This is a genomic window from Acidobacteriota bacterium, from assembly GCA_016196065.1.
In the GTDB taxonomy this organism is placed as follows: Bacteria; Acidobacteriota; Terriglobia; order Terriglobales; family Acidobacteriaceae; genus Acidiflorens.
On the sequence record JACPYL010000010.1, the window covers coordinates 1,357,652 to 1,382,672 of the forward strand.

Below are 25,021 nucleotides of genomic sequence, written 5' to 3' on the forward strand. Positions count from 1 at the left end.
TGGGCAGTGTCAATTAAATATTTCAGAAGTGCAAGTGCGTTTTCGTCAGGTGAAAATGCAAGACATTGCCGTCACGACGAGTGCGATTGCAGAGAACGCGAGAGCGATCGCGCAGACTGAGCAAGCGCTCACTCTTGGGAATTTTCACCAGCTCAATTCGCTAGGTATGGAATGTGGCCCCTGGTTTTTGTTTGGAGGCGGTAGACGGAGGTGGTGGCGGTGATGTAGAGAGTTCTGTAGTCGCGATCTCCCCAAGTGAGATTGGCCGGTTGCTCTGGAAGAGCAATTGTTCCCAGGTGCTGTCCCTTGGCGTTCCACACCCAAATGCCCTTTGGGCCGGTGACGTAAAGATTGCCGTCCACGTCAACCTTCATGCCATCGGGAACGCCGGCGCCATGTTCTCCCGGTTCTTCGCCAAAAATCCGGCCGTTCGTAAGCGAGCCATCGGCAGTGACATCGTAGACGCGAATGTTCCTCTGTTTGCTGTCGTCGATGTACAGATGTTTGCCGTCGGGAGAAAAGGCCAGGCCGTTGGGTTGCGTCGAGTCCTTGGTCAGGAGTCTCACTTTTCCGTCTTCCTCCAATCGATAGACGCCTTGAAAAGCGAGCTCTTGCGTCTCGCCGGCTACCAGGTCCATATTTGGATCCGTGAAATATAGGGCGCCGTCAGGGCCGACGGTAACATCGTTGGGAGTATTGAGCTTCTTTCCTTCGTAGCGGTTTGCCAGGATGTTGTATTTTCCGGCGGGGGTGATTTCGACGACGGCACGCAGGACGCTGGAGCAGCTAATCAGACGATGTTTACGATCAAAGGTGTTTCCATCTGGATCTCCTATTTCGATGACTAGTTCCTTCTTGCCGTCCGGATAGATGCGATAAATCTTGTTTTTGGGCTCGTCGCTGATATAGAGAAAACCGCTCGGATCCCACATGGGGCCTTCAGTAAAGGTGAATCCTCCCGCCAACGTTGCCAATTTTGCGTCATGGCCGATGAGGCTCCAGAATGCAGGATCAAGCGCATCAAGGGCGAATGCTCGCTCCCGTTGCTGTGCCACGCTTGAACTGGACAATGCGAGAAACGTCAGGCCAAGAACCAGAACCAAAAGTTTGCGTCTCATGAATTGGCCACCATTCAAAACGACTGAATTCGTCAGAAATATTTCGCTAGATGAAAGCATGCCAGTGACAGTGAAAGCATGAGACGTTGCAGGGCCTTCTGCCGTCCCTAAACCCTGGCGTAGCGCTAGTCAGTTCCTTCAATCCTCGAGAATCGAGACGGAAGCGACTGTGATCGACTTGGCCCGCAATCGCCCCCTCGATACCGCGTTAGGGCAACTCGGAGTTGATTCATTTCTGTTTAACCGCAATCACTGAGATTTCGATACGCGCATTGTTGACCAGGGCCGCCGCCTGAATCGTTGCGCGTGCCGGTTTGGGATCGGGCATGATTTCTTTGTAGACCTTGTTCATGTCTCCAAATTCTTTGATGTCTGCCAGATAGACAGTCACAGACACGATGTCGGCCATCTCGTAGCCAGCGGCCTTCACGACTTTCTGAATGTTTTCCAGCGTCGCCTTGGTCTCGGCGGCGATCCCGCCGGGTGCGAGTTTGCCCTGTTCGTCGGCCCCTTCCTGCCCAGCCACATACAAAGTCTTGCCTGCAATCACCCCGTCGCTAAAGGGAAGTCCTTTGCCGCCGGATAAATTTATTGCCTTGTGTTTTTCAGCGAAGCAGTTCGAACTGGCGGACAGTCCCATCCCGAGCAGTGCGCAGACGAAAAGTGCAGTGGGAAACAGACGGCATCGTGTTTTCATTTTGTGATTTCCTTTTGCATGGAATGAATTTTGGCTCTTCCCAACAAGCCGCGGACAGTGTTACAGTCCGCGCATGGAATTGCAAACAGAAATGTGTTGACCGGAGCGAAAGGGACAGAATGCATCGTGCACAGAAACTCCGCTCGAATTCGGCTCTTTCAAGATGGTTGATCGTTTTGGGGATCGTGTGTGCTGGAGCGTGGCTCCTGGCAGCGCAATCGGTGTCGGGCGGTGCGACGGTTTCGGATGACAGCGCACTGCTTGCGGCCTTCCGCAGAGTTGAGGTGGCGTCTGTGTCCGATGCCATCGAGCAACTCGTTGGAAAGCGTATGTATATGAGTCATCGCATGGTTCCGATCTTTACCACAAAGTTTGCTGGACTCGCCCGCACAGTCCAGCTGAAGAAAGACGAAGGCAACACCGATCCCGCCGCGTTGAGCGGGATGCTCGCAGCGATTGATGAAGGCACGGCAAATTCTGTCTACGTGATGTCCGTAGAAGATGGTGCGGATATCGCTGGCATGGGCGGCCTGATGGGTACGGCAATGGCAGCACGAGGCTATTCGGGCGCTGTCATCGATGGTGGGGTGCGAGATGTAGCATACTTGCGCAAGATTGGCTTTCCGGTTTATGCAACCGGAATTGTTCCTTCTACCTCTGTTCATCACTATCGTTTCGCGGGAGCGCAGGTTCCGATTCAGTGCGATGGAGTAACGGTGAACCCAGGGGACATCATTGTCGCCGACAGTGATGGAGTGGCCGTTGTTCCACGCGCCCGCGCGGCAGAAGTTCTGGCGCTGGCGGAGCAGATGGATTTCAAGGAACATTCGATGTATGCAGTCATTGAGAAACTGAAATCAATTCAGGAGGCGGTAAAACAGTTTGGCCGCCTCTGATTTTCCGGAGGCCGCCGGCTTTTGACGGGCAAGCCCCCTCGTGAAGCAGATAGTTTCGTGAAACCAGGGAAAATTGAGTGAAGGGGAAGTCAACACCTCATGGCTGAGACACACAAGCGCAAATACAACATTACCGCACTACAACGCGGACTCCGGATGCTGCAATTTTTCAAGCAGTCGGAGCGCGGGTTGACGGCCACCCAAGTTGGCAAGCTTTCCGGTCTGCCGGTCAGTACGGTGCACCGGTTCCTGGTGAACCTGGAGGCAGCGGGTTTCTTGAAATGCGGCGTGAATGGCGTCTACCACCTTGGGCTTGAATGTTTCGCTGTGGGCCAGGCAGCTCTGGGTCAGCTGGATATCCGCCGCCTGAGCCTTCCTTATCTTCTCGAACTGAATCAGCGGACGCGCGAGACCATACACCTCACGGTTCGTCACGGGCTCGCCGCTGTCTATGTGGAAAAAATCGATTCACCAGAGCCGCTCCGGATTCACTCGCGGATCGGCGCGTCGGTTCCGCTCTACTGCACCGCGGTGGGCAAAGTAATGCTCAGTTATATGCCCGACGCCGAACGCCACGACGTGTTGCGCCAGATCGAACTCAAACGCGTGACCGCAAATACGATCGGGAGTCTGCAGGAACTGGAAACCGAACTCTTCCGGGTTCGCAAGAACGGCTATGCCTGCGACATGGAAGAAAATGAATTGCACATCCGCTGCATTGCAGCGCCGATTTGGGACCACACCGGCGCCGTTCATGCCAGTTTGAGCATCACCGTGCCACTTGTTCGCATGCCGGTCGCACGCCTGCGACAACTAGCGCCACTCATTCAGGATGCAGGTTTGCAGATATCAAGGGAGCTTGGCTACAACATGGGCAAGAGTGACAAGGCAGCTCCCGGACATATCGGAAAGTTATTGCGAGAGACGCCGAAACCGAGATTGCATGCCTGACAGAAAAACAAGTCACGTGCGTTGGCAGTTGGTGTTCCTGCTGTTTGTTCTCAGCGCGGTTGCGTTTCTTGATCGAGTGAACATCTCGATTGCAGGTAGTTCGATCGCCGAAGCCTACGGATTGACCAACATCCAGCTCGGTTATGTATTCAGCGCTTTTCTGGCGGGTTACGCTCTGTTTCAAACCATAGGAGGGCGGCTCGCGGATCGCCTCGGATCCCGGCGAGTTTTAGCAGGAGGAGTCCTCTGGTGGGGAGTCTTCACTGCCCTGAGCGCGGCGGTGCCAACCGGGCTGGGACATGCACTGTTCCTGTTCATCTCAATTCGTTTCTTGCTGGGTGCGGGAGAAGCGGTGGTTTATCCAGCGTCCAACCAGTTTATTTCGCAATGGATTCCTACTCAGGAACGGGGAATCGCGAATGGAGTCATTTTTGCGGGAGTCGGTGCCGGCGCAGGGTTCACGCCGCCACTCATCACGTACGTCATGTTGCACTACGGTTGGCGATCGTCTTTCTGGGTGTGCTCCGCGATCGGAATCGTTGCCGGAACGATCTGGTTTCTCGCCGCTCGTGACAAGCCGGAGCAGCATTCCCGCGTCTCCCCTTCGGAACTCAATCACATTCGGCAAGGGCTTCCCCAACCGGATGTTTTCAAAGTTGGATCGTCCGCGGCGACCTTAGTTCCATGGGCACGAGTGCTGCGAAGCCGGGATGTATGGGCTGTGACAGGTAGCTACTTCTGCTATGGCTACGTGGCCTGGATTTTCTTCAGCTGGTTTTATATCTATCTGGCAAAAGTCAGAGGGCTCAATTTGAAGGCGAGCGCCTTCTACGGCATGTTGCCGTTTCTCGCGATGGCCGTGGGTTGTCCGCTGGGTGGAATCCTGAGTGACCGCCTGACCAAGTGGCGGGGCGCGCGCTTCGGCCGCTGTGGTGTGGCCGGCGTCTCCATTGGTGTGGCGGCTATTTTCCTTGCGTTCGGTTCGCAAGTAGCCAGCGCGCGACTGGCCAGTGTTGTTTTGGCGGGTGGTGCCGGAGCGCTGTACTTTGCGCAGAGTTCGTTCTGGTCTGTCACTGCCGGGCTCGCGGGTTCGTCTTCAGGATCGGTGTCCGGTTTCATGAACATGGGTGCCCAGCTTGGCGGAATGCTTACGGCGTCGTTGACTCCAGTGATCGCTGCTCGTTTTGGTTGGACCGCATCGTTTCTTGTGGCGGCTGGACTGTGCGCAGTTGGTGCGGTTTTGTGGATTGCCGTGGATCCCCAGCACAGCCTGACCGGATCACTCAATAGCATGGAACTGGAGGAATCGAGCGTATGACGGCACTCAAGATCAAGCCAAAGGATGAATGCCGTTGGGACCTGGTGAGCCTGGGAGAAGTAATGCTTCGGCTCGATCCCGGAGATACCCGTGTCGCAAATGCGCGCGAGTTTCGCGTTTGGGAGGGCGGCGGCGAGTACAACGTGGCTCGCGGTTTGAAGCGTTGTTTTGGACTCGATACGGCGGTGGTGACCGCTCTTGCGGATAATCCTGTCGGTCGCCTGCTCGAGGATCTGATGCTGCAGGGCGGAGTCAATCAGAGCCATGTGAGATGGGTTGAATATGACGGCATCGGGCGCGCCACGCGCAACGGGTTGAACTTTACCGAACGTGGCTTTGGCATCCGGGCCGCCCGCGGTTGCTCTGATCGCGGACATACAGCGATATCCCAACTCAAGCCGGGTGACATCGACTGGCATACGATCTTCGCGAAAGAGGGCGCCCGCTGGTTTCACACCGGAGGTATCTATGCTGCCCTCTCCGAAACTGCGCCACTCGTAGTGCGCGAGGCAATGGAGGCTGCGAAACGTGCCGGCACGATCGTCTCCTACGACCTGAACTACCGGCCCTCACTTTGGAAATCAACTGGCGGCAAAGCGAAGGCTCAGGAAGTGAACCGGCGGTTGGCGCCGCTGGTCGATGTCATGTTGGGGAATGAGGAAGATTTCGGAGCTGCGCTCGGATTCATGGAGCAGGGCACGGAAGGGAACCTTTCACGGCTCGACGCCGATAACATCTCCCGGATGGTCGCCAACTTTCGAGGGACTGTGAGTGAGGCAGTGCAGAAATTTCCAGGCATTTCGGTAGTCGCGACAACCCTGCGCCACGCCAGGACCGCGACCATCAATGACTGGGGTGCCGTCTGTCACTGCGATGGTCAATTTTGGGAAGCTCGCGTACGGGAGAATCTGGAAATCTACGACCGCGTCGGGGGCGGCGATTCGTTTGCTTCAGGATTGATTTACGGCTTTTTGTCAGGGAAGGATCCGCAATGGGCGGTGGATTGCGGCGCCGCTCACGGAGCATTTGCAATGACCACTCCTGGCGATACGTCGATGGCGACTTTGCAGGAAGTCCTACAAGAAATGAAGGGGCAGCCCGCGCGCATCGCGCGGTGAACGCAATGTCCTCAGAGGTCATCAAGGGTGGTGAATTAATGGCGATGGATGCAGTAGTTCGCAGGATTGGAGAAGTTGGAATCATACCCGTCGTCCGCGCAACCACGAGTACGGAAGCACTGCGCGCTGTTGAGGCAATTCGTCTGGGTGGTATTTCAATTGTGGAAATTACGATGACCGTCCCGGATGCCCCGGCGGTTATTCACGACGTTGCACGCCAGTATGGGGACGACGTTTTGGTCGGGGCCGGTACCGTGCTATCGGCGGAGCAGGCGAAACGATGCATCGATGCCGGCGCGGAATTTGTTGTGAGCCCAGGGCTCTCAATCCCTGTTCTCTCGGCCGCCTTGGCCTGCGACAAGCTCGCGATTCCAGGGGCGCTGACGCCGACCGAATTGATGAGTGCACAGGACAAAGGTGCAAAGGTGATCAAGATATTTCCGTGCGGGAACATGGGGGGGCCCAAGTACCTCAGGGCGCTAAAAGCGCCTTTTCCAGGTGCAGCGCTTATTCCTACCGGTGGAGTGAACGCTTCCAATGCCGCCGAGTTCTTCCGGGCAGGCGCGTTCGCCCTTGGAGTGGGTGCGGATCTGGTGGATGCAACTGCGATGCAAGATGGAAATTGGGCGAAGATCACGCAAGCCGCTCTGGATCTAGTGCAGGCAGTGCTGGCGGCACGAGTTCAACCTAATGTTCACAACACACCTGCAACCAGTTTGTAGAGGCAAGCTTCGATGGCGCGAGCACGGCCCGTATCGACACCGGATGGCCGTGCTCTCCAGGTTTCCAGGGCTGGAATGAACCAGCATGTTCGAATTTGAAGGGAGAGTGCTGCGATGGCGAAAGTCGATGTCTGCATCGTCGGTGAAATCAACATGGACATCATTCTCAGTGGCCTGCCCAAAGAACTGGTGTTGGAGCGCGAGTTGCTGGCCACGGATGCATCGATGACGCTGGGCAGTTCATCCGCCATTTGTGCTCACAATCTGGGGATGCTTGGTTCGAAAGTCGGTTTCGTTTCCAAGATCGGAAACGACCCTCTTGGAAAGATGGCACTGGAGCGGTTAGCGGCTGGCAATGTCGATGTTTCCCAGGTCAAGCGCAGCACTTCCAGGACATTGACGGGTCTAACCGTCATCATGCCACATGGGCAGCTTCGCTACATCGTTACCTATCCGGGAACGATGTTCGAGATGCAATTTTCCGACATCGATATGGGATACGTACGGGCTGCGCGCCATCTGCACGTCTCGTCTTTCTTTCTGCATCGCGCCTTGCGTCCCCGGATCGTCGACTTGTTCCGTCAGGCTAAAGACGCCGGGTTGTCGACATCGCTCGACACCAATGACGATCCGGAGAACAAATGGGGCCGCGATCTTCTGGAGGTGTTGAAGTATGTCGACATTTTTTTGCCGAACGACCGCGAGGCAAAAAAGGTAACTGGCACAGTTGATCTCTCTCAGGCTCTGAATGTTCTCGCCGGTCTCGTGAAGGTCGTTGCGGTCAAGCGCGGTTCTGCCGCATCCATTTGCCGCTCCGGGGAAGAACAGTGGAGCGTGGCGCCCCCTGCCAATGAGCACCCCGTAGACGTTGTGGGCGCGGGAGACACATTCAACGCGGGCTTTCTTCACATGTACCTGCGAGGAGGAAATCTCGAGGACTGCCTTACTCTTGCAAACATCACGGCTGCCTGTTCTGTCACCAAAGAAGGTGGTACGGAGGCTTTCGTGAATCGATCCAACATGCTTGCCTTTGTCCGGCAACATTGGATTGCAACGGGGCGAGACGCTCAAAAGCTTGGAATCTAGGTGTGAAGGTGACACGCAAGGAGAGGACATCGATGCAGCGCAGAGACTTTATAAAAAGCAGTGTGGCGTTGGCGGTAGCTGCCGAACTCGGAACCGGTCAGGCTCACGCGGTTGTCCCAAGTCATAACTGGGGTAGCTTCGACTTTGGTTCTGGCCCACCCGTGAAAGACCGTCTGAATCAAGGCCCCTTTCCCCAGTATGCGCCGGACGCGGTAATCCCCACTGACGATGTGGTGATGACCACTACTTCCACGGAAGACGTTGTACCGAACTATGGCAAGGGGCTGATCACCTATATCACGGCCGACAGTGGCACGGACGAAATCAAGGCAGACAACATCCCCCAGGCGATTGAAGATCTGGTTCGATTTCCATTGGGCCAGCAGCTCTACATTCGCCCGACGTGGCGAGAGGTTCAGCCGCGGCCTGGACGCCTGGATCTGCCCGATTACCTCAAGCTTGTTTTTGAACTGGCGAAGAAGAACAGCAAACGCGTCGGATTGCGAATTCAGATGTGCGCTCCCGACTATACCCACCAGGCTGCCCTCCCCGATTTTGTCCTGGATAAAGTGCCGAAAGTCGACCTGATTCTTAGCGACCAGGAAAGCAGCGCATCAGCAAAAAGATATTTGGAGAACCCGCATTCGCGTTATCAACCCCGATATGACCATCCTTTTTTTCAGCAGGCATTCAAAGAACTGGTTGAAGCGTTGGCGGCGGAATTCGATGGCAACCCTCAAATCGAATTCATTGACACCTTCATGTACGGCTTCTGGGGTGAAGGGCACACTTGGCCATTTGCCAACAATCCTTTCCCAGACTCTCTGACAGCGGAGCGCACCTGGGTCAATATGCTCGAAGTCCAAATCGAGAACTTCAAGAAGACCCCGCTGCTCACGAATACTCAACCGGACTACAGCCGGGTTGGCAATTCAGAACTGGTTGACCGCACGGTCCGCAGCTACAACTGGATTCGGAGCGACACCATCTTTATCGAGAACGAGCAGATTGAAGCACTCAGCAACCGGCCGCCCTGGGTAGCCGCTCTGCTTGAGCAAGGGCTTCCCGGCAAGCCTCCTGACCCCAAGGCAGCGCATGAAGGGATCTCCCCGGCAGAAAACATGATCGATCACGTGATCGATGTCGGCGCGAATTACTGGTCGCTTTGGAACTTTCACCAGATCAGCGCCAAGAACCTGATGAACTACTACCAGACCTATCCGGCCGCGTTCGACCGGATTAATCGCCGCATTGGCTATCGGGTAAGGCCGTCATACATCTGGAGCTATAAAGACAGCGGTTGCCAGGGGCTGATCGTCGGTTTTGCTAATGATGGCATCACGGGCGTCCCGGGCGTATTGAGGGTGAACGTGGAGAGCCAGGACGGAAAAATCCTCAAGAGTGGTTGCCTGGATGCCGGCTACCCCTTGCCGGGCAAGATCAGACAAGCACAATTCGTGTTGCCAAACGTGACAGATTGGAAGGGATTGAAACTGAGAGCCGAAATTGAGGTGAAGGGAATGCGTTATCCGGTTCGATGGGCGTGTCACCAGAAACTGAACGATGATGGCTCGCTTACCCTGCGGGCCAACCTCCGCCAGGACGTGTAACGAAGAAACGCCGCGATCGGCAATGCGGCTAGAAGGTTCTTGTGCGTGGCGGGTCGCTTAATACACCCGCCACGGCAAGAAAAAAATCCTGGGACGATTGAGTTGAACCTCGATTTCAAGGCAGAGCAAATGTGAAGATGGCGCTCCCCGCTGCGATGGTCACGAATTGTTTTCCATCAATCGCGTAGGCAATCGGCGAGGAGTAAACCGCTCCGCCCATTTGAAAATGCCAAAGCGGCTTTCCGTCCGCGGCATCGAGCGCGATGAAATTGCCCTCGGCGTCACCAGTGAAAACCAGCCCACCAGCAGTCGAGAGAACACCCGACCACGTTGGTGACACATGCCGGAACTCCCACTTCATTTTTCCAGTTGTGGGATCGAGCGCGCGCAGTGCACCCAGGTAAGGCTCCGCCTTGTCCGACGGGAAGTAGGCGCTGCCGTAGTAAGCGTGTCCGGCTTCATACGGTTGAGGAGCCGTGCTGAAGACATCGCATTGCTCACGAGCGGTGACGTAGAAAAGGCTGGTATCAGGATTGAAGCTGGGGGACATCCAGTTGGTGCTGCCCAGCGCGCCGGGGCATACGGTGCGACCTTCGAGAGTTGGAGAACTCGTTGCGTTCGGGGCTGGCCGGCCATCGGCATCTTTCGTATCGCTCCAGGTGATGTGCGCGTACGCTTCGGCCGAGAGCAGCTTGCCGGTCGTGCGGTCCACCACATAGAAAAAGCCGTTCCGGTTGGCCTGCGCGATCAGATGTTTGCCCTGCACATCAATAAGGATGGGCACCTGTGTGGCGTCCCAGTCATGCTCGTCGTGGCGGGTGAATTGAAAAAACCAGTTCATCTTGCCGGAGTCGACATCGAGCGCCAGCAGGGAATTACTGAATAAGTTGTCACCCGCCCGTCCTTCACCGCGATTGGAGGGAGACGGATTGCCAGTGGGCCAGAACAGTTGATTGGTCTCCGGATCATACGTGCCGGTCATCCAGGCAGGAGCCCCGCCTACTTTCCATGAATCTCCTTCCCACGAATCATGACCGGCTGCTCCCGGCTCAGGAGTCGTGTAGACACGCCACTTGCGGCGACCTGTCTCCGCCTCGTAGGCATCGATGAAACCGCGAATGCCGTACTCCCCGCCGGAGACTCCCACGATGACAAGATTCTTTACTGCCAGAGGCGCGAGAGTGAAGCTGTAGCCAGTTTTGTAGTCCGCTGCTTCCACATCCCAAACGACATTGCCGGTTTTGGCATCAAGCGCGATCACGCGTGCGTCCAGAGTGGCAAGAAACACTTTGTTCCCGGAAGCTGCGAAGCCGCGATTGACACGGCCGCAACAAGGTCGGATGTCGCTGGGAAGGGGATGTTGGAATATCCAAATCGGACGGCCAGTGCGAGCATCCAGTGCAAAGGCGCGATCCTCCTGCGCAGTCGCATAGAGGATGCCATCGATCACCAAAGGAGTGGTTTCGAGTTTGCCGGTAGCCGCAGTCTGATAGACCCACTTGCTGACCAGCGAAGAAGCGTTGGCGACGTTGATTTGTTTTAGCCCACTGAAGCGCCGTCCGGAATAGTCGCCTGAATAGGTCAGCCAATTTTGCGGCTCGCGCGCAGCGTTCACCAGTCGTTCGGACGTGACCTGCGCTTTGGACGTACAGCAAGCGAGGACGAGGAAGACGAATACGGTACCGTGACGGAGAAGTCGGTTCATTTTCATATCGAGGCTATTCGTTACTCGGCTCCAAGGCTTGCCAGGTAGGCCAAAATATCTTTCAGATCCTGCTCGGAGAGATCCTTTTCGCTATACGCCGGCATGAGCGATTCGCGAGTTTCTCGGAACGAGCGCAGCTTACTCTTATCGAAAGAATGGATCCCCTGAGCCATATCCATAATTTGCACGGTGAACTGATCCTCGTTCAACGTGACGCCTTTGATCTGTTTGCCGTCCTCGGCCACTACCGTGACGGAACGATACTCCTGAGCAAATTCTTTTGTCGCCTCAGTGAGCCCCCAGGCTAGATGCTGGCTGGGATTGCGAACCGACTCGCTGAGAGCAGAAGTCGTCCGCGAGATCGATACCCCACTGAGATCAGGTCCGAGGCGTCCTCCCTTTCCATTCACCATATGACAGTTGGAGCAACTCGCGTCACCCTCGAAGAGCTGCTTCCCATGCGCCGCACTTCCCGAAGATGCTGCGGGAGCTTTCACCTCGATGCTTCGCAGATACGTGATGATTTGCCAGATCTCTGCGTCGGTCATTCCGACGCCCTGGCCGTTCGTGCCATTGGCAGGCATGGCGGTTCCGGCCACACCACCGCTGATGGTGTGGAAGATGTCAGCGTCGGAACTCCCGTGACGTTTGACGGCCTTGCTCAGGTCAGGTCCGCGTCCGCCGCCGCGAGCGCCGAGTCCATGACAGAAGGCGCAATTGATGCGGAACTCATACTCGCCGGCCCGTGCAGCCTTGGAATCGCCGGCAAAAGGGTTGGACTCTTGTCCGGTAGCCACGTTGGCTAGCGCAAACATGCTTAGAGAGAAGTAGAGCAGCGACCATCGACCAGCGTTAGTCATTAGAGTGCACTCGATTGTATACAACAACGGATCTTGTTCTGGATCGATTACGCCTAGTGCTTCAGCACGTCCGCAATCGGCTTTCCAGCCTTGGGCACTTCGGTGTTGTAGTCTTCCCCGAGAAATGTCGCCAAGGTTGCAGCGATCTGATTCTGCGTTACTACGGGGACATGGGAACGCTCGCCAAGAGCTTGGGTATCAGGCCCCATGAATGCCATCCAGATAAATTTTGATGGCGGTTCCTCACTCCCGTGCTCCGTCCACTTGGGACCACTCCCGCGACCGTGGTCCGGAGAGAAAATCAATGTCGTCTTGCCGCGATACTCGGGCATGGATTGCACCATCTCCCACAGGACACGCAGGTACTCATCGACACGGTGCGCTGCATCGAGGTAGTTGGCGTAGTTGTGGTCATGCGCCCAATCGTCGGTCTCTCCCATCGAGATGTAAAGCACTCGCGGTTTACGCTCTTTGAGATATTCAACCGCCGTATAGAACGGGAGGTTGTCGAAGGGCTCCTCGTCCCAATAGCGCGGCGTTTCTACCTTAAGGTGATTGAGAAGGTCGACCCGAGGGTTATCCGGCAGCGTAGTTAACGGATCGTATCCCGCGATCACCGGAAACCCAGCACGCGGCGCGTTGAGAATGGAAGGAAACACATCCCACGCAGCGAACGCGGCAACTTTGCCTTGATAGGACGCTTTCTTGTTCAACCATTCTAAGACCGAGATGTTCGGGTTCGGAACCTTGTCGTTACTGTTGACACCGGGATCGGCGAATCCGCAGAGCGTTTCGCTGTAGCCGGGGTAGGAAAAGAAAAATTTGTTGGTGACGTGGGCAACGGACCCCTTGTCGCGATTGCCATAGATCTGTCCCTGTTTGGCAATCGTTCTCCAAAGGAAGGGCATGAGCGCTTCGCGGCGAGCTTCAGGAGTGTCGCGCCAGTAGGCCTTTTTCAAGGCAGCCGCATCTTTGACTTTATTTTGTTTTGTAATCAAAGACGCTTCCGCCCCACGAAAAACTTCCTGCCATCGTAGGCCGTCGGTCATGACCATGATGATGTTTTGAGTGGCGCGTACCTCCGTAGACTGAGCCGAGCCAGCAACGGCGCAGAAAACCGTGAGAACGAGTGTTGCTATGCAACGAGTAATGATGGTCATGATCGGATTGATCCTACTCCCGGAAACAGGTTCGATTTCTTCAGTCTTGTACGCAACGAAACCCCACAGTGCCGGAGCGATCGTAGCTGGGTGCCATCAGCAGGTATTTCCCGTGTTCGGTCAGTTTGTAAGCCTGCGGAAAATACCAGATGGCCCCCTGCGGCTGGTAGTAGCTGCCCCCTTTGAGAACCGCGGCGCGCGTCCGTTCATCGGTGAATTCATCCGTCCACTGCCACACGTTGCCGACAAGATCCCGAACACCGAAGGGGCTGGAATTCTTGGCGAACTCGGTCACGGCTGTCGGAGGACGCATCCGGCGGCTCTTGTCTGGAGAAGGTACAGCCGTCGCGTCCCATTCGTTGCCCCAAGGATACAGGCGTCCGTCCGTGCCCTGCGCTGCGTATTGCCACTCCCACTCATGAGGCAGACGCTTTCCCGCCCATGCCGCGTAAGCGCGCGCATCTTCAATCGAAACCCACGTCACCGGTTTGTCCTCCCAGTCTTGCGGAAAATTGCCGCCTTTCCAATCTCGCAGAAAATTGTGATCGTCAGCCGGGCGATAGTGAGCGGCATCGAGAAACTTCTTGAACTGCGCATTGGTGACCGGGTACTTGTCGATATAGAAGGACTTCATGTGGAGGCCGTGCTGGTGATAGCGCTGCGGCGCCGCTTCCCACGGATACTGCACATCCACGCCCAAATTGTTGGAGCCCTCAATCTCGATGCCGGCGACGTTGAATGCGTAGTCACCTTCCGGAATCTGGACCATGCCCTCCGGCGTGGCTGCGGCTGGCTTGGTAGGCGGAATCGCTACGATCTGTTGGAGTAGCGGTTTCCATTCATGCGAGAAGTTGCTGAGCGGCTGCTTCGAAAGAAGCGCCATCTCCGACAACACTCGCTTGAGGTTCTCTGGCAGGGGCGCAGTAGTTTCAAACACTGCTCCGAACCCCTTCGCTTCTAATTCGAAGCTGAGAATTGCCGCGTCTCCATCATGTCGCGGCGTCAGTTCTGCGCCGTGCCAAACATCGAAGAAGTGTGCGCCCTCCTTCCACGGTGTTCGCACTTGCCCGACATTGCCGACTCCGTACGGATTCCGGTTGACGATCGTCCACAGTGAGCGATCGCCCATCGTGAACTTGCTCGCGAAGACGCCATAGTTGAGAGTCAGCGTGTGCGGCTCCCAGTCCGGACTGATCAGCATATCCGCGAACGCGCGCTCAATCTTGCTCACGCGTCGCAATGCCTCAGCGTCACGCGGAGTGATCTGGTTCCATATGCCCCAGATATTTTCCCAACTCACGTAGCCGATCCCGTTGAAGAACGTGGCTTGCAGGTCTTCCGTCTTGTCCTGAGCCCAGCGGTCGGTCATGTTCACCATGTGGCGATGTTCCAGCCATTTGTAGCGGGACACGGCAGGAACAAACTGATAATCCCAAAACCCCCAAGTCAGGTTGTTCCACTGGACCGCCTCATCTTCGGGCCCACCTTCAGGCTCCAGAGCGATGGGATGGCCGGTAGCGTCGGAGGCCACTCGAAAGGCGCGCGGGACACCCTCGAAGGTGTCGCCGTTGATGCCATCCGCTCCAACGTCAGCCATCAGTTTTGCTGTGATAGTCCATTCGTTCGCGCCTTCATCCCGCGTGCCCTGGTCCCAGGGAACAATGGGAAACAGCACCCTCACGCCACGGCGATGAAAGTCGCCGACCATTTTTCGAACGCCTTCCAAACCTCCCGGCAAATCACGCAACAGATCGAACTGGTCGCGGTCATCAATTCCTAGATTTGGATAAGGGTGCCAGATCAGCACGCTGTCGATGCCGCCGTAGCGGCGATCCAAATCATCCAGGTAGCGGTCCACGGTATACCTGCGGAGGGCAGGATCGTAGAAATAGCGTTCGTGAACCATCATTTGCGGCTGAATGAAACTGCTTTGGGTCCACTTCAGTTCGGGACGGTCGTATTCAGACGAATCGAAGCCGATTCGCACCATGCGTTCACGACGCCAGTGCTCCAGATCAGCCAGCCATTCCTGGATGTCGCGTGCCTGGCAAGGCCGTGGCGGTTGCAACCAAAGAGACGGCAAGCCACCACAGTCTGGTCCGGGAAACTGTTCGGCTTGCGGAGGATTCTTGACGTCTTGCGCCAGCAGAGCTGCCGAGAACGCACAACACAAACAGAGAATAGTGCGAAGAAAAAATCTCGCCATTACTCAATACCCTCCGTAAGTGATGTGCAAGTGTCGAGACCTGGTCTCAGCGGCAATAGTCTCCTCCGGCCGTGCGAAGTTCTTTTGTGCGCGAACTCGATGAGTAGTTTAATGCTGCGCGGGGAGGAGGGCCGTCCTCCCCGCAAAAGCCCAGCCGGTTAGAACTCCAGGCGAAGTGAGACCTGGCCAGTGCGGTTCCCTCCGAAATCGGCATCGCGCGAGGATGTTATGCGGCCGAAGTCCCCGCTGTCGATATTCATTTCGGGGTCGGACAGGTTCGTGTGGTTGAGCACGTTCGTAAAACTCGCGTTGAAAGTCAGGTTCACGTGCTCCGTCAAAGCAAACTCCTTGATCAAGCCAGTCGAGAGGTTCACGGTGCCAGGACCCACGACTGCTCCCGGGCGAGAGTTACCGAAGCGTCCAATCGGAGCTAGACTGCTGCCGCCGGTGCCGATATTGCAAGAGGTTACCCCTCCCGGTTGCCAGTCCGGATCGCCGGGACAGACGAATGCTGCCGGATTGATCCACTGGTCAGCGCTCTGATGTGCGGGGACAGGATTGCCGACTTGGTCCGGATACTGCGAGCGGGATGCGAGCCGATCGTCTCCCGAACCGGTGCCCGATGGATCCCCGCTGTCAAAGAACGGGGTGAGATAGGGACCACTCTGCCACAGGAAGATGTTGGACAAGCGCCATCCGCCCACGGCACCGTTCAGAAATTTGCCCCAGTTATTGCCGAGCGCGTGTCCCCGGCCAATCGGCAGCGTATAGATGGCGGTCGATATCCATCGATGGCGTCGGGTTCCATAGACCCTGCCGTAATCGAGATGACGATCGAAGAAATAGGTGGCGCGGGAACCGCCGTTCTCGTCGGCAAAGCTTTGCTGGTGTGCCTGGTTGTCAGCCATGCTCCGAGCCAGGGTATAAGCCGAATTGAACGAGAGGCCGTTGTGGAAACGGCGATTGACCTCCATTTGCAGTGAATTGTAGGTGGCCGTTGCGCTGCTTGCACGGTTGTTGACCGCCACCCAGTTGGGGAAGGGGCGATCGCTCTGGGGACGGTCGATGGCTGCCGTCGTGGTCGAGTAAGACATGTCATTGTAACTGGGCGCCCAGACCAGATGCGTCGTCTTCATTCCAATGTAGGAGACTCGCGCCCCTATTCCGTGCGGCAGTTCGTGATCGAAAGAAACATTCCATTGAGAGGAAAGCGGATCTTTGAAGTGGATATCGTTTGCCGTCCCAAAGTAGTCCGCGTTGTAATCCGGTTCGCCGAATCCCGAGCCTCCGCCGCTGATGAGCGGCCACTGGTAAAGCGGGCCCGTTTCCGTTTGCTGGTTTCCAAACACCTGTGTTCCGGACTGAAGGGTGCCGGTCAGCGCGAAGAAGATGGCTCCCAGGGTGGTGATGTTATACATGCCAAACCCAGCGCGGATCACGCTCTTGTTGTTGTTGAACGGACGGAATGCGACTCCGATTCGGGGCATCAACCGCAATTTTTCCGCGGTACGAAGCGATTGCGGTAAGTGGGCCTGGCTGGCCGAAAGAACCTGCGTACAAGGGGCTCCGTTAATTACCGGGCCAGGATCGGTGAGATTCGGGCAGGCGTTGAAGTTGGCCAGAAAGCCTGGATTAAGCAGCGACGCATGGCCATCCGGATAGATGACCCGACCTGATTTCGGCACCGAGGGATCGAAGTTGCCGATGTTTCCTGAGGAATCATGGTAGCCGGGGTGATACTCGTAGCGCAGTCCGTAGGAAAGAGTGAAACGCGGCGTGACCTGCCATGTGTCCTGCCCGTAGAAATTGTAGTGAGTGGAAATCCCGCGGTTGTCCTGCTGCACCGTGTCGTAGAACGTATTCGTGGGAAGGCCAAGCAGGAAGTCAGCGAAATCGTAACCCGTGAATGTCGATGTGAAGTCAAAGCTGCCATAGTTATCGGCGCCACTGAAACCAAGCGGCGTGATCGACTCGAGATGGCGCACGTCAAAACCGAATTTCATGTTGTGGCGCCCTTTCGTCCAGGTCGCCGTATCGGTGTACTGAAAGGTGTTGGACTGGGAAACGCTGCTCAGCCGATCCACTCCGATATTGCTGATACTGCTCTCGAAAGATATCTGCGTGACCCCATTAAAGAAGAGGTTGTTGTCCCCGATATTGTTCAGACCGAGGTCCTTGGCAAATCCGGGCCCGTCAAATGGATTGGTGTTTCCTGTGTGGTTCCGTGTGAAGCCAAAACGAAACTCGTTGAGCAGGTTCGGTTTGAAGTTGTAGGTTCCCGATACCACTAACATCCGGTACTGGTCGATGAAGTCGCTGGTAGGGAGGACGAGATTCGTAGGCTGGTTTTGATGGATGTTCTTCCAGCTGAAACGGCCGAAGATCTGCATCTTGCTGCCGAGGTACTGATCACCACGAATATCGAACTGCTTCGAATAGTAGCTGTTGTCTACATTCTCAGTGTAGTTGCTGGTGCCGTCGAACAAATTGACATCGCCGACATTGGGGAGAGGAAACAGCGTCATCAGTTTGGTTGCAGCCGAACTGATCTCGTCGGTGGGAATCTGGTTACCATAAGAACCGCCGGTGAACGGGTTGTTCAGGTTCTCGATTCCAGCATTGGAGAAGTCCCCGTTGCGCATGGCCTGTGTCGGGACGGTATCGTGGATGATGTCTCCTTTCGGGAATTGGAAACCCTCGTAGGTCCCATAGAAGAAGGTGCGGTCGTGTCCGTTGTAGAGTCCCGGTATCCGCACCGGGCCGCCCACGGTGAAGCCGTAGTCATTTCCAATCTTCTGCGGTTTCCCGTCCTCACCGGCGCCGTAAGGAGTCGCATCCAAGGCACGGTTCTGGTGGTACCAGAACAAAGCCCCGTGATAGGAATTCGTGCCACTCTTGGATACTGTCGTGATCTCGCCGGGCTGGCCGAACTCGGCATTGTTGCCCACTCCATCCACGCGCAATTCGCCAATCGACTCCGCGGAAGGCCAGGCATTCCGCAGCGGATTGTTTGAGGTCGTGTCCTGGGTCGTAATGCCGTCCACGGATGTTTCCGACATGAACGGCAGCCCGCCCTGCACGGAGTACTTGCCGTCGCTGTCCGGCTGCACGCCTGGCAGCGATTGCACCAGAGTCAGCGGGCTGGTACTGGAACCGCTGGCGCGGTAGTTCGCAGGCAGTTGCAGGACTTCGACGGTACTGTGGCTGGCGCCGATCGCGGGCGTCTCCGAGTTAATGGCTCCCGTATAAGTCCCGTTTACTTCCACGGTTTCCGCGACCGTTCCGACGTTGAGCTGAAAGTCCACACGAAGCTCCTGGTGGGCCTGCAACTGAACCCCTTCCAGGACTTGTGCTTTGAACCCAGCCTTGCGCGCTTCCAGGCGGTAGTGTCCTGGCTTGACATCGAGAACCCGATAGTTGCCTTCAGCGTCGCTGCGGACAACGCGGCTGGCTCCCTCCTCGATACTCTTGATCGTGATTTCCGAGTCCGGCACCACACTCCCGCCCGGGTCTTTCACCGTCCCCAGCAAAGTACCGTGGGTCGATTGCGCCACCATTACGGTGGGATGGACGAGAAGCATCAAGCAGAGCAGGCCGGTGACACCGGCCACTGCACGCCACAAAACCGCAGGCTGGCGGAGCTTCGAATGGACCATTGACACACTCACGCGCAGAGCTTTCGCACTTGACAGTCTGAAGTTCGGAACCATAACACCCCTCGCTTTGGATAGATTGAATTGGCTCGCCGGATTGAAAACCCGAGCTTGGCGAACAAATCACTGCAACAACAATCTTGCACTGAAACTCTCAGATCGAAGACATGCCCCCACGAAAAGCACGCTAGCCGATACCCACCTCGCCACAGCTTTGCTTACTGGGCGACCATCACGCCGGTCAATTTGCGAAGCCGCACCGCGTCGGCCGGCTTGATGCCACTGTCCGTCACTACCATGTCGCACTTTTCTACTGCGCAAAACCGGTAAGGCGCCTCCGTCCCGATCTTGGTGCTATCGATTACGAGCACGCGCTCTCGGCCTGCTCGCAAGAACTCCGTGGGCATTTCCCCGTCGTAGTTCATTACGCCTTTCTGAAAGGAAAAAGCCGCTGCCCCAAAAAATACCTTGTCAGCATGGACGCCCGAGAGAGCCTCCACCACAGCATTGCCGTAAAGGTCGTGGCTGCTCCGGCGGTATTTCCCCCCAGTCAGCCGTACTTGCACACCCGGACTGCCCGCCAGTTCCTCCAGCACCGCCAGCGATGTCGTCACGACGGTGACGTCGCGCCTCGACGCGAGGTAGCGCGCCACGTATCGTGTTGTGGTTCCGGAATCGAGCACTACGATTTCGCCATCATGTACCAACCGGGCCGCTTCGCGCCCAATTGCGTCCTTAGCGCCAGACATCCTTGCGGAGCGTTCCAGGAAACTCTTTTCCATGGAACCCGAAGGCGTTGCCATCGCGCCGCCCGGCGTCCGGATCACCAGTCCCGCGTCCGCAAGTTTATGAAGCACGCGCCGTATCGTCATTTCGGACACGTTGAATTGGGCCGCTGTCTCGGCGATCGAGGCGGTCGCCCTCTCCTTTATGAACAGCAGAATTTCGCGCTGCCGATCCTGGATCACTGGCATATGCGTGCTGTTACAAATGCTCACAAAAAATGTGAAATAGTAACAGACCATAGTTCCGAGAATCGAGTCAAGGTATTTCTGCGTATGCCCGAAAAGATAAAGAGTGGAGAAACGTTCTTTCCAGGTCAGACTCCCGACATGTTGCGGATGCCGAAGCGGTCCGCGCCCGCTGAGCTTCCCTCGAAGACATGTGGCTCGTAGTCGCGAGCCTCGGCATAGCGGCGCACGACTCTTCGGAACGATTCCTCGGCGCCCTCGTTCCCCAACACCGCCACCGTGCCGCCACCTCCGCCGCCGGTAATCTTGGCGCCCAATAGTTTGCCAGGGCCGCATTCGTCTCGCACCAACTCGATCAATAAATCCGTGGCGTCACATCCCAAACCGCATTCTGTGTAGGACCAATGGGACTGAAACATCAACTCGCCCATGAGGCGAAAGCGTTCCTCGGTCTCTTCCGAATCGGCTGCTCGCGCCAGTTCCACAAATGTTTCTATGCGGTGGTTCTCTTCCACCGCGTAGCGCGTACATGCGCGCACTCTGTACTGCACTTGCGGACGTATCGCCGTAAACGCGTCGGGATGGGTCTTCCCGCGCGCAAGTATCTCCTCTCCTGAGATAAGAAGCGGCAGGCGATTTTCATATTGCGACCGAAAAAGTGAAGGCGGAATGTTCGAGATGTAGCCATTCCATCGCGGCTCGACGAATCGGGAAATTCTGCCGCTTTCGTCACGGGTCAACTCCAAATCCTCCCATTCGCAGATCATCTCGTATCCCACAAAAGCTGCGGCACGAGTTGCCTCATATTCAATACCCGTCACCGCATGGCGTACTCCAGAATCGATCCCCCAGCACCGTAGCCCCGCCGGCAGCGGCACGAGCGGTCCCGGTTGACAGGGTTGGCAGCGAAGAGGCAAGAGTCCGCATTCGTCGCCCAGCACAGAGGCAGCTTGATCCATGATTCCGCAGGCAGACTCGGCGATAACGTTCTCCGTCCATTGGCAGGCTTCCGCCAACTCGACTCCCTGCAAGTGAATGCCGTAGGCGGCGGAGGCAGCCTTCATCACCGCGACTTCGATCGCCGCCGAGGAACCGACCCCGCGATTGAGCGGGACTTCAGACTCCAGATAAATATTGGCTCCGCTCGTGACTAGTGATGGATACTTGCAGCGCAGCAGGTAGAACACCCCTAGCACGTATGCAGTCCAGCGTGATTCGGGTGTGCGGTTTACAAGTTCCCGGACTGACGGTTCATCTTTCAACCAGGAGAAATCGAAATCCACTCGCTCGAGCCAGCCCTCTTGTTTCATTTGTGGATTCCAGAAAACGATACGTTGGTCTTTCCGTCGTTGGACGGCCGCCCAAGTTGCCTCGCGGATGGTTGACTGAAACACCAAGCCGCCGGTGTAGTCCACGTTGCCCCCCATCAGATCAAGGCGGCCGGGTGCGCGGCTGATGTGAATCGCCGATCCCGCGCAGAAAAAGGTGCCTGCTCCACGCAAGCGGGCTACCGTTTCCTCGAAGGCGGTCACACTACCTCCCTGATCATGCTGGCTCCAGTCATGGACGAAGAGGATATCAGGATTGAATCTGCGTAGTTGTCGCCATAGTCGAACCAGCTAACCGCCCCCTGGACCTGGTCCTGGGACAGGCGCCTGGTCGCCAGCCTGACTAAAGAATCTGGTCCGTGGAAATATATTCACGGCCCCCTGTAATAATCCCGCCGGCGGGCCGTCTTTAGTTATGAAAGCAAGTCTTCGGAGGCGTAACCTGCAAAGCATACTGGCAGAGGAACCGGCAATCGCGATTCCCTACGAATTCGAGCAGGCGTTTCGGACGCAGCACGGAATGGTGTTCCGCACAGCGTACCGGATCACGGGAAACTCGGCGGATGCCGAGGATGTACTGCAGACGGTATTTCTTCGCCTGCTGCGAAGCAGATCGCTCGCCGAAGGAATTGAAAACGAAGAGAGTTACCTGCGTCGGGCGGCAATCAATGCGTCCCTGGATGTAATTCGGATACGGCAGTGGGATCGCACAATCGGGCTGTCAGAAATGCCCGAGGAACCCGCCGATCACAGCGACGGCGAGGTCAGGCCTGCACTGCGGCAGTCGTTGGTTCGGGCGCTCGCACAACTCAAGCCCCAGCAGGCAGAGGTCTTCGCCCTGCGTTTCCTCGAGGGCCTGAATAATGCGCAGATCGCGACAACGCTAGGCATTTCGCAAGTATTCGTGGCGGTCATTGTCTACCGCACACGGCAACAGCTCCGGAAGGAGCTCAGTTCTTATCTAGGAGACCGGCCATGAAGGACAAAAAGTTTGACCGTTTGCTGTCGGCAATTCGCAACGAGCACGTGGACGACGAGACTGTTGCCCATGCCAGCGACCATGTTTGGCAGTCGATTGCCGGCTCGTCTCCTGCCGCGGAACTCGGAAAACACACTCTGCGCAGCTGCGAAGATTTTCAAGAGCTGATCCCCGCATATCTTGGGAAGGAACTCGCTCCGGCCCGCGCCATGTTGTTGGAAGATCATACGCACGCGTGTGTAGCGTGCCGCCACGCCGTTGAACGAGCGCGTACAGGCGAGTCGCAAGTGGTTTGGCGGGCGGATAGCAGGCGCCGTCGTTCACCGCTGGCGTGGTCTTGGGCCATGGGAGCAACCGCGGTGGTTGCAGTCGCCTTCGCGGTGCTGGCTTACAGCAACGGATTTCTTCCCGGCCAACATCCCGTTCGCGCTTCGGTCCAGACGGTGGACGGCTCGCTCTATGCAGTATCGGGCGAGGAAATGCGCCTTGTTCCAGCGGGCTATGAGATCCGGAACGGAGACGAGATCCGCACGGCGAAGGGATCATCGGCGGTCGTTCGACTTTTGGATGGCTCGTTGGTCGAGATGGGCGAACGTGCCGAACTCTCGGTATCGCGCGCCTGGAGGGGAACGACCATCCATCTGGATGGCGGTCAGGTCATTGTGCAGGCAGCGAAGCAACGTTCGGGTCACCTGTACGTCGCAACTGCCGATTGCCTGGTCGCGGTGAAGGGAACAATCTTCTCTGTGAATCATGGGACCAAAGGCTCACGCGTGGCGGTGATCGAAGGCGTGGTCCGGGTCGACTACGCAGAACGCACAGACGAATTGCGCGCCGGGGATCAGGCAACTTCCAACGCCAGTGTTTCGAAGGTATCGATCCAGAACGAAATTGCGTGGAGCAGGAATTCAGCGAAGTACCTTGCCTTGCTTGGAGACTTCTCCATCCTGCAGAAACAGCTGGCGGCGATTCCGGGGCCGGGACTGCGCTATAGCTCCGATCTTTTGCCGTACCTTCCGGACAACACCGTGGTCTATGCCGCGATCCCGAATCTTGCCAGCACTCTCGGTGAGGCCAACCGGCTTTTCCAGGATCGCCTGCAGCAGAGTCCGGCGCTGCGCAATTGGTGGAAGCAGCAACAAAAAGGAAACGGGCCGAAACTCGAAGATGTCCTCGATCAGCTGAAGACACTCAGCAGCTATCTCGGAGACGAGATCGTGTTCGCTGCGGGAAAGACGGGTACGACCTATACCGAGCCGGTAGTGCTGGCGAGAGTGCGGCAGTCGGGACTGGAAGGATTCCTGAAGAGTGAGAGCCGCCATCTGACTTCCAATCCATCGCAGCCTGCCCTGCAAGTCGTTCGCAACCCATGGGCAGTGGTGCCGGTGTCTAACAAACCGTTACTGGTTTACGTAAATAATGGACTGATGATCGCGAGTTCCGACGTGGCGGAACTGCAGCGTGCCGTGATGCGCACACAGCAAGGCAACAGCAGCCATTTTGCTGAAACGGCTTTCTACCAGCAGATTGCGCACGCCTACCAGCAGGGAGCGGAGTGGCTTTTCTGCGCCGACATGGAACAAATCGTGGTCCAGAACGTACATGTGGATAGCAATGGCAATAGCAGTTTGCCGCCGGGGATCGGGGACGTGCGCTACTTGACCATGGAACATCGCGAAGTCGGCGGCAAGACGGAGAATCAGGCCGCCTTGTCGTTTGCCTCGCAACGGCAAGGGGTTGCATCGTGGCTGGCCGCACCTGCTTCCATGGGGTCGCTGGAGTTTGTTTCGCCCGAGGCCAGCATGGTGACGTCTGCGGTGATCAAGAATCCCAGAAGCATCATCGAAGATCTCTTCCAGATGGTCGGTGGCAATAACGGAGAGTTTTCTCAACACCTGGCCGAATTCGAAGCGAAGAGCGGAGTGCGTGTGCTGGACGACATCGCGGCTCCTCTAGGCGGCGAGGTGACCATGGCGTTTGACGGCCCGGTGTTGCCAACGCCGCGCTGGAAATTGATTTTCGAAGTGTACGACCCGGCAACGCTGCAAGCGACAATCTCAAAACTGGTGGATAGTTTTAATCGGGAAGGGAACACGCAGGGCCACTCGCTCCGGTTGTCGACGCGGAAAGTGGGTTCGCAGACTTACTTCATCATCAACAGTTCCAACAAGCTGAACTCCGAAGTGGACTATACCTTTGTCGACAGTTATCTGATTGCTGCACCCGACATCAACACCATCTCGCGAGCCATTCAAACTCGCCAGGCGGGATATGCGTTAACCCACTCGACGGCATTTCAAGCGCTGCTTCCGAATGATGGCTACACTAACTTCTCGGCAATTTTCTATCACAACATAGGCCCGGTAGTGGGCCCGATTGCTGAGCAGTTGAAGGCAAGCGGAGCACTGACTCCGCAGCAGCGCCAATCGATCGACGCGCTCACGGCAAATTCGGCTCCCGGCTTGATTTATGTGTACGGCGAACCGGACCGGATCGTCGTGGCGAGTAACACGGGCTTCATGGGATTTGATCTGGGCACACTGCTGACGATGGGCGATAATGGGCCCTTCCTGCCGCAGATGATGCTGGGCCAAGCCCTGAGTCATCCTTCTCAAACTCAGTGAGTACAACGACACAAACCGA

Annotated in this window: 18 protein-coding genes; 9 read left to right on the forward strand and 9 right to left on the reverse strand. The window is 56.7% G+C overall.

Going from position 1 to position 25,021, the window contains the following annotated elements; all coding sequences use genetic code 11:
• Window positions 1–152 precede the first annotated feature (152 nt).
• The gene (locus HY010_08910) at window positions 153–1,118 is read right to left on the reverse strand and encodes an SMP-30/gluconolactonase/LRE family protein (GenBank protein MBI3475839.1); all 966 of its coding nucleotides are present in this window, start codon (window positions 1,116–1,118) and stop codon (window positions 153–155) included.
• A 229-nt stretch (window positions 1,119–1,347) separates the two neighbouring features.
• Complete coding sequence (locus HY010_08915; protein ID MBI3475840.1) at window positions 1,348–1,815, reverse strand: RidA family protein; 468 nt, start codon at window positions 1,813–1,815, stop codon at window positions 1,348–1,350.
• A 119-nt stretch (window positions 1,816–1,934) separates the two neighbouring features.
• Between HY010_08915 and HY010_08920 the strand changes: the two genes are divergently transcribed.
• The 7 genes from HY010_08920 (at window position 1,935) to HY010_08950 (ending at window position 9,516) form a co-directional block, all read left to right on the forward strand.
• Window positions 1,935–2,711 (forward strand): RraA family protein, encoded by a 777-nt coding sequence (locus HY010_08920; GenBank protein ID MBI3475841.1) that lies wholly within the window; start codon window positions 1,935–1,937, stop codon window positions 2,709–2,711.
• Window positions 2,712–2,810: 99 nt separating this feature from the next.
• Window positions 2,811–3,662: an IclR family transcriptional regulator gene (locus HY010_08925; protein ID MBI3475842.1), complete on the forward strand. Its 852-nt coding sequence runs from the start codon at window positions 2,811–2,813 to the stop codon at window positions 3,660–3,662.
• Window positions 3,655–4,980, forward strand: coding sequence for an MFS transporter (locus tag HY010_08930; GenBank protein ID MBI3475843.1), 1,326 nt, complete (start codon window positions 3,655–3,657; stop codon window positions 4,978–4,980). The genes HY010_08925 and HY010_08930 overlap by 8 nt, the downstream gene beginning before the upstream one ends.
• Window positions 4,977–6,098, forward strand: coding sequence for a sugar kinase (locus tag HY010_08935; GenBank protein MBI3475844.1), 1,122 nt, complete (start codon window positions 4,977–4,979; stop codon window positions 6,096–6,098). The genes HY010_08930 and HY010_08935 overlap by 4 nt, the downstream gene beginning before the upstream one ends.
• Window positions 6,099–6,136: 38 nt before the next feature.
• A complete protein-coding gene (locus HY010_08940) occupies window positions 6,137–6,820 on the forward strand; it encodes a bifunctional 4-hydroxy-2-oxoglutarate aldolase/2-dehydro-3-deoxy-phosphogluconate aldolase (protein MBI3475845.1) in 684 nt (227 codons plus the stop codon).
• Between the two features lie 114 nt (window positions 6,821–6,934).
• Window positions 6,935–7,906 carry a carbohydrate kinase family protein gene (locus tag HY010_08945; protein MBI3475846.1) on the forward strand — a complete coding sequence of 324 codons (972 nt, stop codon included), beginning with the start codon at window positions 6,935–6,937 and terminating at the stop codon, window positions 7,904–7,906.
• A 32-nt stretch (window positions 7,907–7,938) separates the two neighbouring features.
• Window positions 7,939–9,516 (forward strand): hypothetical protein, encoded by a 1,578-nt coding sequence (locus HY010_08950; protein MBI3475847.1) that lies wholly within the window; start codon window positions 7,939–7,941, stop codon window positions 9,514–9,516.
• A gap of 115 nt (window positions 9,517–9,631) precedes the next feature.
• On the opposite strand, the gene HY010_08955 is transcribed toward HY010_08950, so the two are convergent.
• The 7 genes from HY010_08955 to HY010_08985 form a co-directional block, all read right to left on the reverse strand.
• Window positions 9,632–11,221, reverse strand: coding sequence for a PQQ-dependent dehydrogenase, methanol/ethanol family (locus HY010_08955; protein MBI3475848.1), 1,590 nt, complete (start codon window positions 11,219–11,221; stop codon window positions 9,632–9,634).
• Between the two features lie 20 nt (window positions 11,222–11,241).
• Window positions 11,242–12,081 carry a c-type cytochrome gene (locus HY010_08960; GenBank protein ID MBI3475849.1) on the reverse strand — a complete coding sequence of 280 codons (840 nt, stop codon included), beginning with the start codon at window positions 12,079–12,081 and terminating at the stop codon, window positions 11,242–11,244.
• Window positions 12,082–12,134: 53 nt separating this feature from the next.
• Window positions 12,135–13,241 carry an alkaline phosphatase family protein gene (locus HY010_08965; GenBank protein ID MBI3475850.1) on the reverse strand — a complete coding sequence of 369 codons (1,107 nt, stop codon included), beginning with the start codon at window positions 13,239–13,241 and terminating at the stop codon, window positions 12,135–12,137.
• Between the two features lie 40 nt (window positions 13,242–13,281).
• Window positions 13,282–15,447, reverse strand: coding sequence for an SUMF1/EgtB/PvdO family nonheme iron enzyme (locus HY010_08970; GenBank protein MBI3475851.1), 2,166 nt, complete (start codon window positions 15,445–15,447; stop codon window positions 13,282–13,284).
• A 158-nt stretch (window positions 15,448–15,605) separates the two neighbouring features.
• A complete protein-coding gene (locus HY010_08975) occupies window positions 15,606–19,028 on the reverse strand; it encodes a TonB-dependent receptor (protein MBI3475852.1) in 3,423 nt (1,140 codons plus the stop codon).
• A 290-nt stretch (window positions 19,029–19,318) separates the two neighbouring features.
• Window positions 19,319–20,074 (reverse strand): DeoR/GlpR transcriptional regulator, encoded by a 756-nt coding sequence (locus tag HY010_08980; protein MBI3475853.1) that lies wholly within the window; start codon window positions 20,072–20,074, stop codon window positions 19,319–19,321.
• Between the two features lie 125 nt (window positions 20,075–20,199).
• Window positions 20,200–21,603, reverse strand: coding sequence for a galactokinase (locus HY010_08985; protein ID MBI3475854.1), 1,404 nt, complete (start codon window positions 21,601–21,603; stop codon window positions 20,200–20,202).
• A 211-nt stretch (window positions 21,604–21,814) separates the two neighbouring features.
• Here HY010_08985 and HY010_08990 point away from each other — a divergent pair, with 211 nt between their 5' ends.
• Both HY010_08990 and HY010_08995 read left to right on the forward strand, forming a co-directional pair.
• The gene (locus HY010_08990; protein MBI3475855.1) at window positions 21,815–22,378 is read left to right on the forward strand and encodes a sigma-70 family RNA polymerase sigma factor; all 564 of its coding nucleotides are present in this window, start codon (window positions 21,815–21,817) and stop codon (window positions 22,376–22,378) included.
• Entirely contained in the window at window positions 22,375–25,002 is a 2,628-nt protein-coding gene (locus HY010_08995; GenBank protein ID MBI3475856.1) for a FecR domain-containing protein, read from the forward strand. Before HY010_08990 ends, HY010_08995 begins: the two co-directional genes overlap by 4 nt.
• Window positions 25,003–25,021 lie beyond the last annotated feature (19 nt).

Excerpts from the sequence above, each read along its gene's own strand:
- HY010_08910 (MBI3475839.1), bottom strand. The coding sequence starts at position 1,118 with ATGAGACGCAAACTTTTGGTTCTGGTTCTTGGCCTGACGTTTCTCGCA.
- HY010_08915 (MBI3475840.1), bottom strand. The coding sequence starts at position 1,815 with ATGAAAACACGATGCCGTCTGTTTCCCACTGCACTTTTCGTCTGCGCA.
- HY010_08920 (MBI3475841.1), top strand. The coding sequence starts at position 1,935 with ATGCATCGTGCACAGAAACTCCGCTCGAATTCGGCTCTTTCAAGATGG.
- HY010_08925 (MBI3475842.1), top strand. The coding sequence starts at position 2,811 with ATGGCTGAGACACACAAGCGCAAATACAACATTACCGCACTACAACGC.
- HY010_08930 (MBI3475843.1), top strand. The coding sequence starts at position 3,655 with ATGCCTGACAGAAAAACAAGTCACGTGCGTTGGCAGTTGGTGTTCCTG.
- HY010_08935 (MBI3475844.1), top strand. The coding sequence starts at position 4,977 with ATGACGGCACTCAAGATCAAGCCAAAGGATGAATGCCGTTGGGACCTG.
- HY010_08940 (MBI3475845.1), top strand. The coding sequence starts at position 6,137 with ATGGCGATGGATGCAGTAGTTCGCAGGATTGGAGAAGTTGGAATCATA.
- HY010_08945 (MBI3475846.1), top strand. The coding sequence starts at position 6,935 with ATGGCGAAAGTCGATGTCTGCATCGTCGGTGAAATCAACATGGACATC.
- HY010_08950 (MBI3475847.1), top strand. The coding sequence starts at position 7,939 with ATGCAGCGCAGAGACTTTATAAAAAGCAGTGTGGCGTTGGCGGTAGCT.
- HY010_08955 (MBI3475848.1), bottom strand. The coding sequence starts at position 11,221 with ATGAACCGACTTCTCCGTCACGGTACCGTATTCGTCTTCCTCGTCCTC.
- HY010_08960 (MBI3475849.1), bottom strand. The coding sequence starts at position 12,081 with ATGACTAACGCTGGTCGATGGTCGCTGCTCTACTTCTCTCTAAGCATG.
- HY010_08965 (MBI3475850.1), bottom strand. The coding sequence starts at position 13,241 with ATGACCATCATTACTCGTTGCATAGCAACACTCGTTCTCACGGTTTTC.
- HY010_08970 (MBI3475851.1), bottom strand. The coding sequence starts at position 15,447 with ATGGCGAGATTTTTTCTTCGCACTATTCTCTGTTTGTGTTGTGCGTTC.
- HY010_08975 (MBI3475852.1), bottom strand. The coding sequence starts at position 19,028 with ATGCTTCTCGTCCATCCCACCGTAATGGTGGCGCAATCGACCCACGGT.
- HY010_08980 (MBI3475853.1), bottom strand. The coding sequence starts at position 20,074 with ATGCCAGTGATCCAGGATCGGCAGCGCGAAATTCTGCTGTTCATAAAG.
- HY010_08990 (MBI3475855.1), top strand. The coding sequence starts at position 21,815 with ATGAAAGCAAGTCTTCGGAGGCGTAACCTGCAAAGCATACTGGCAGAG.
- HY010_08995 (MBI3475856.1), top strand. The coding sequence starts at position 22,375 with ATGAAGGACAAAAAGTTTGACCGTTTGCTGTCGGCAATTCGCAACGAG.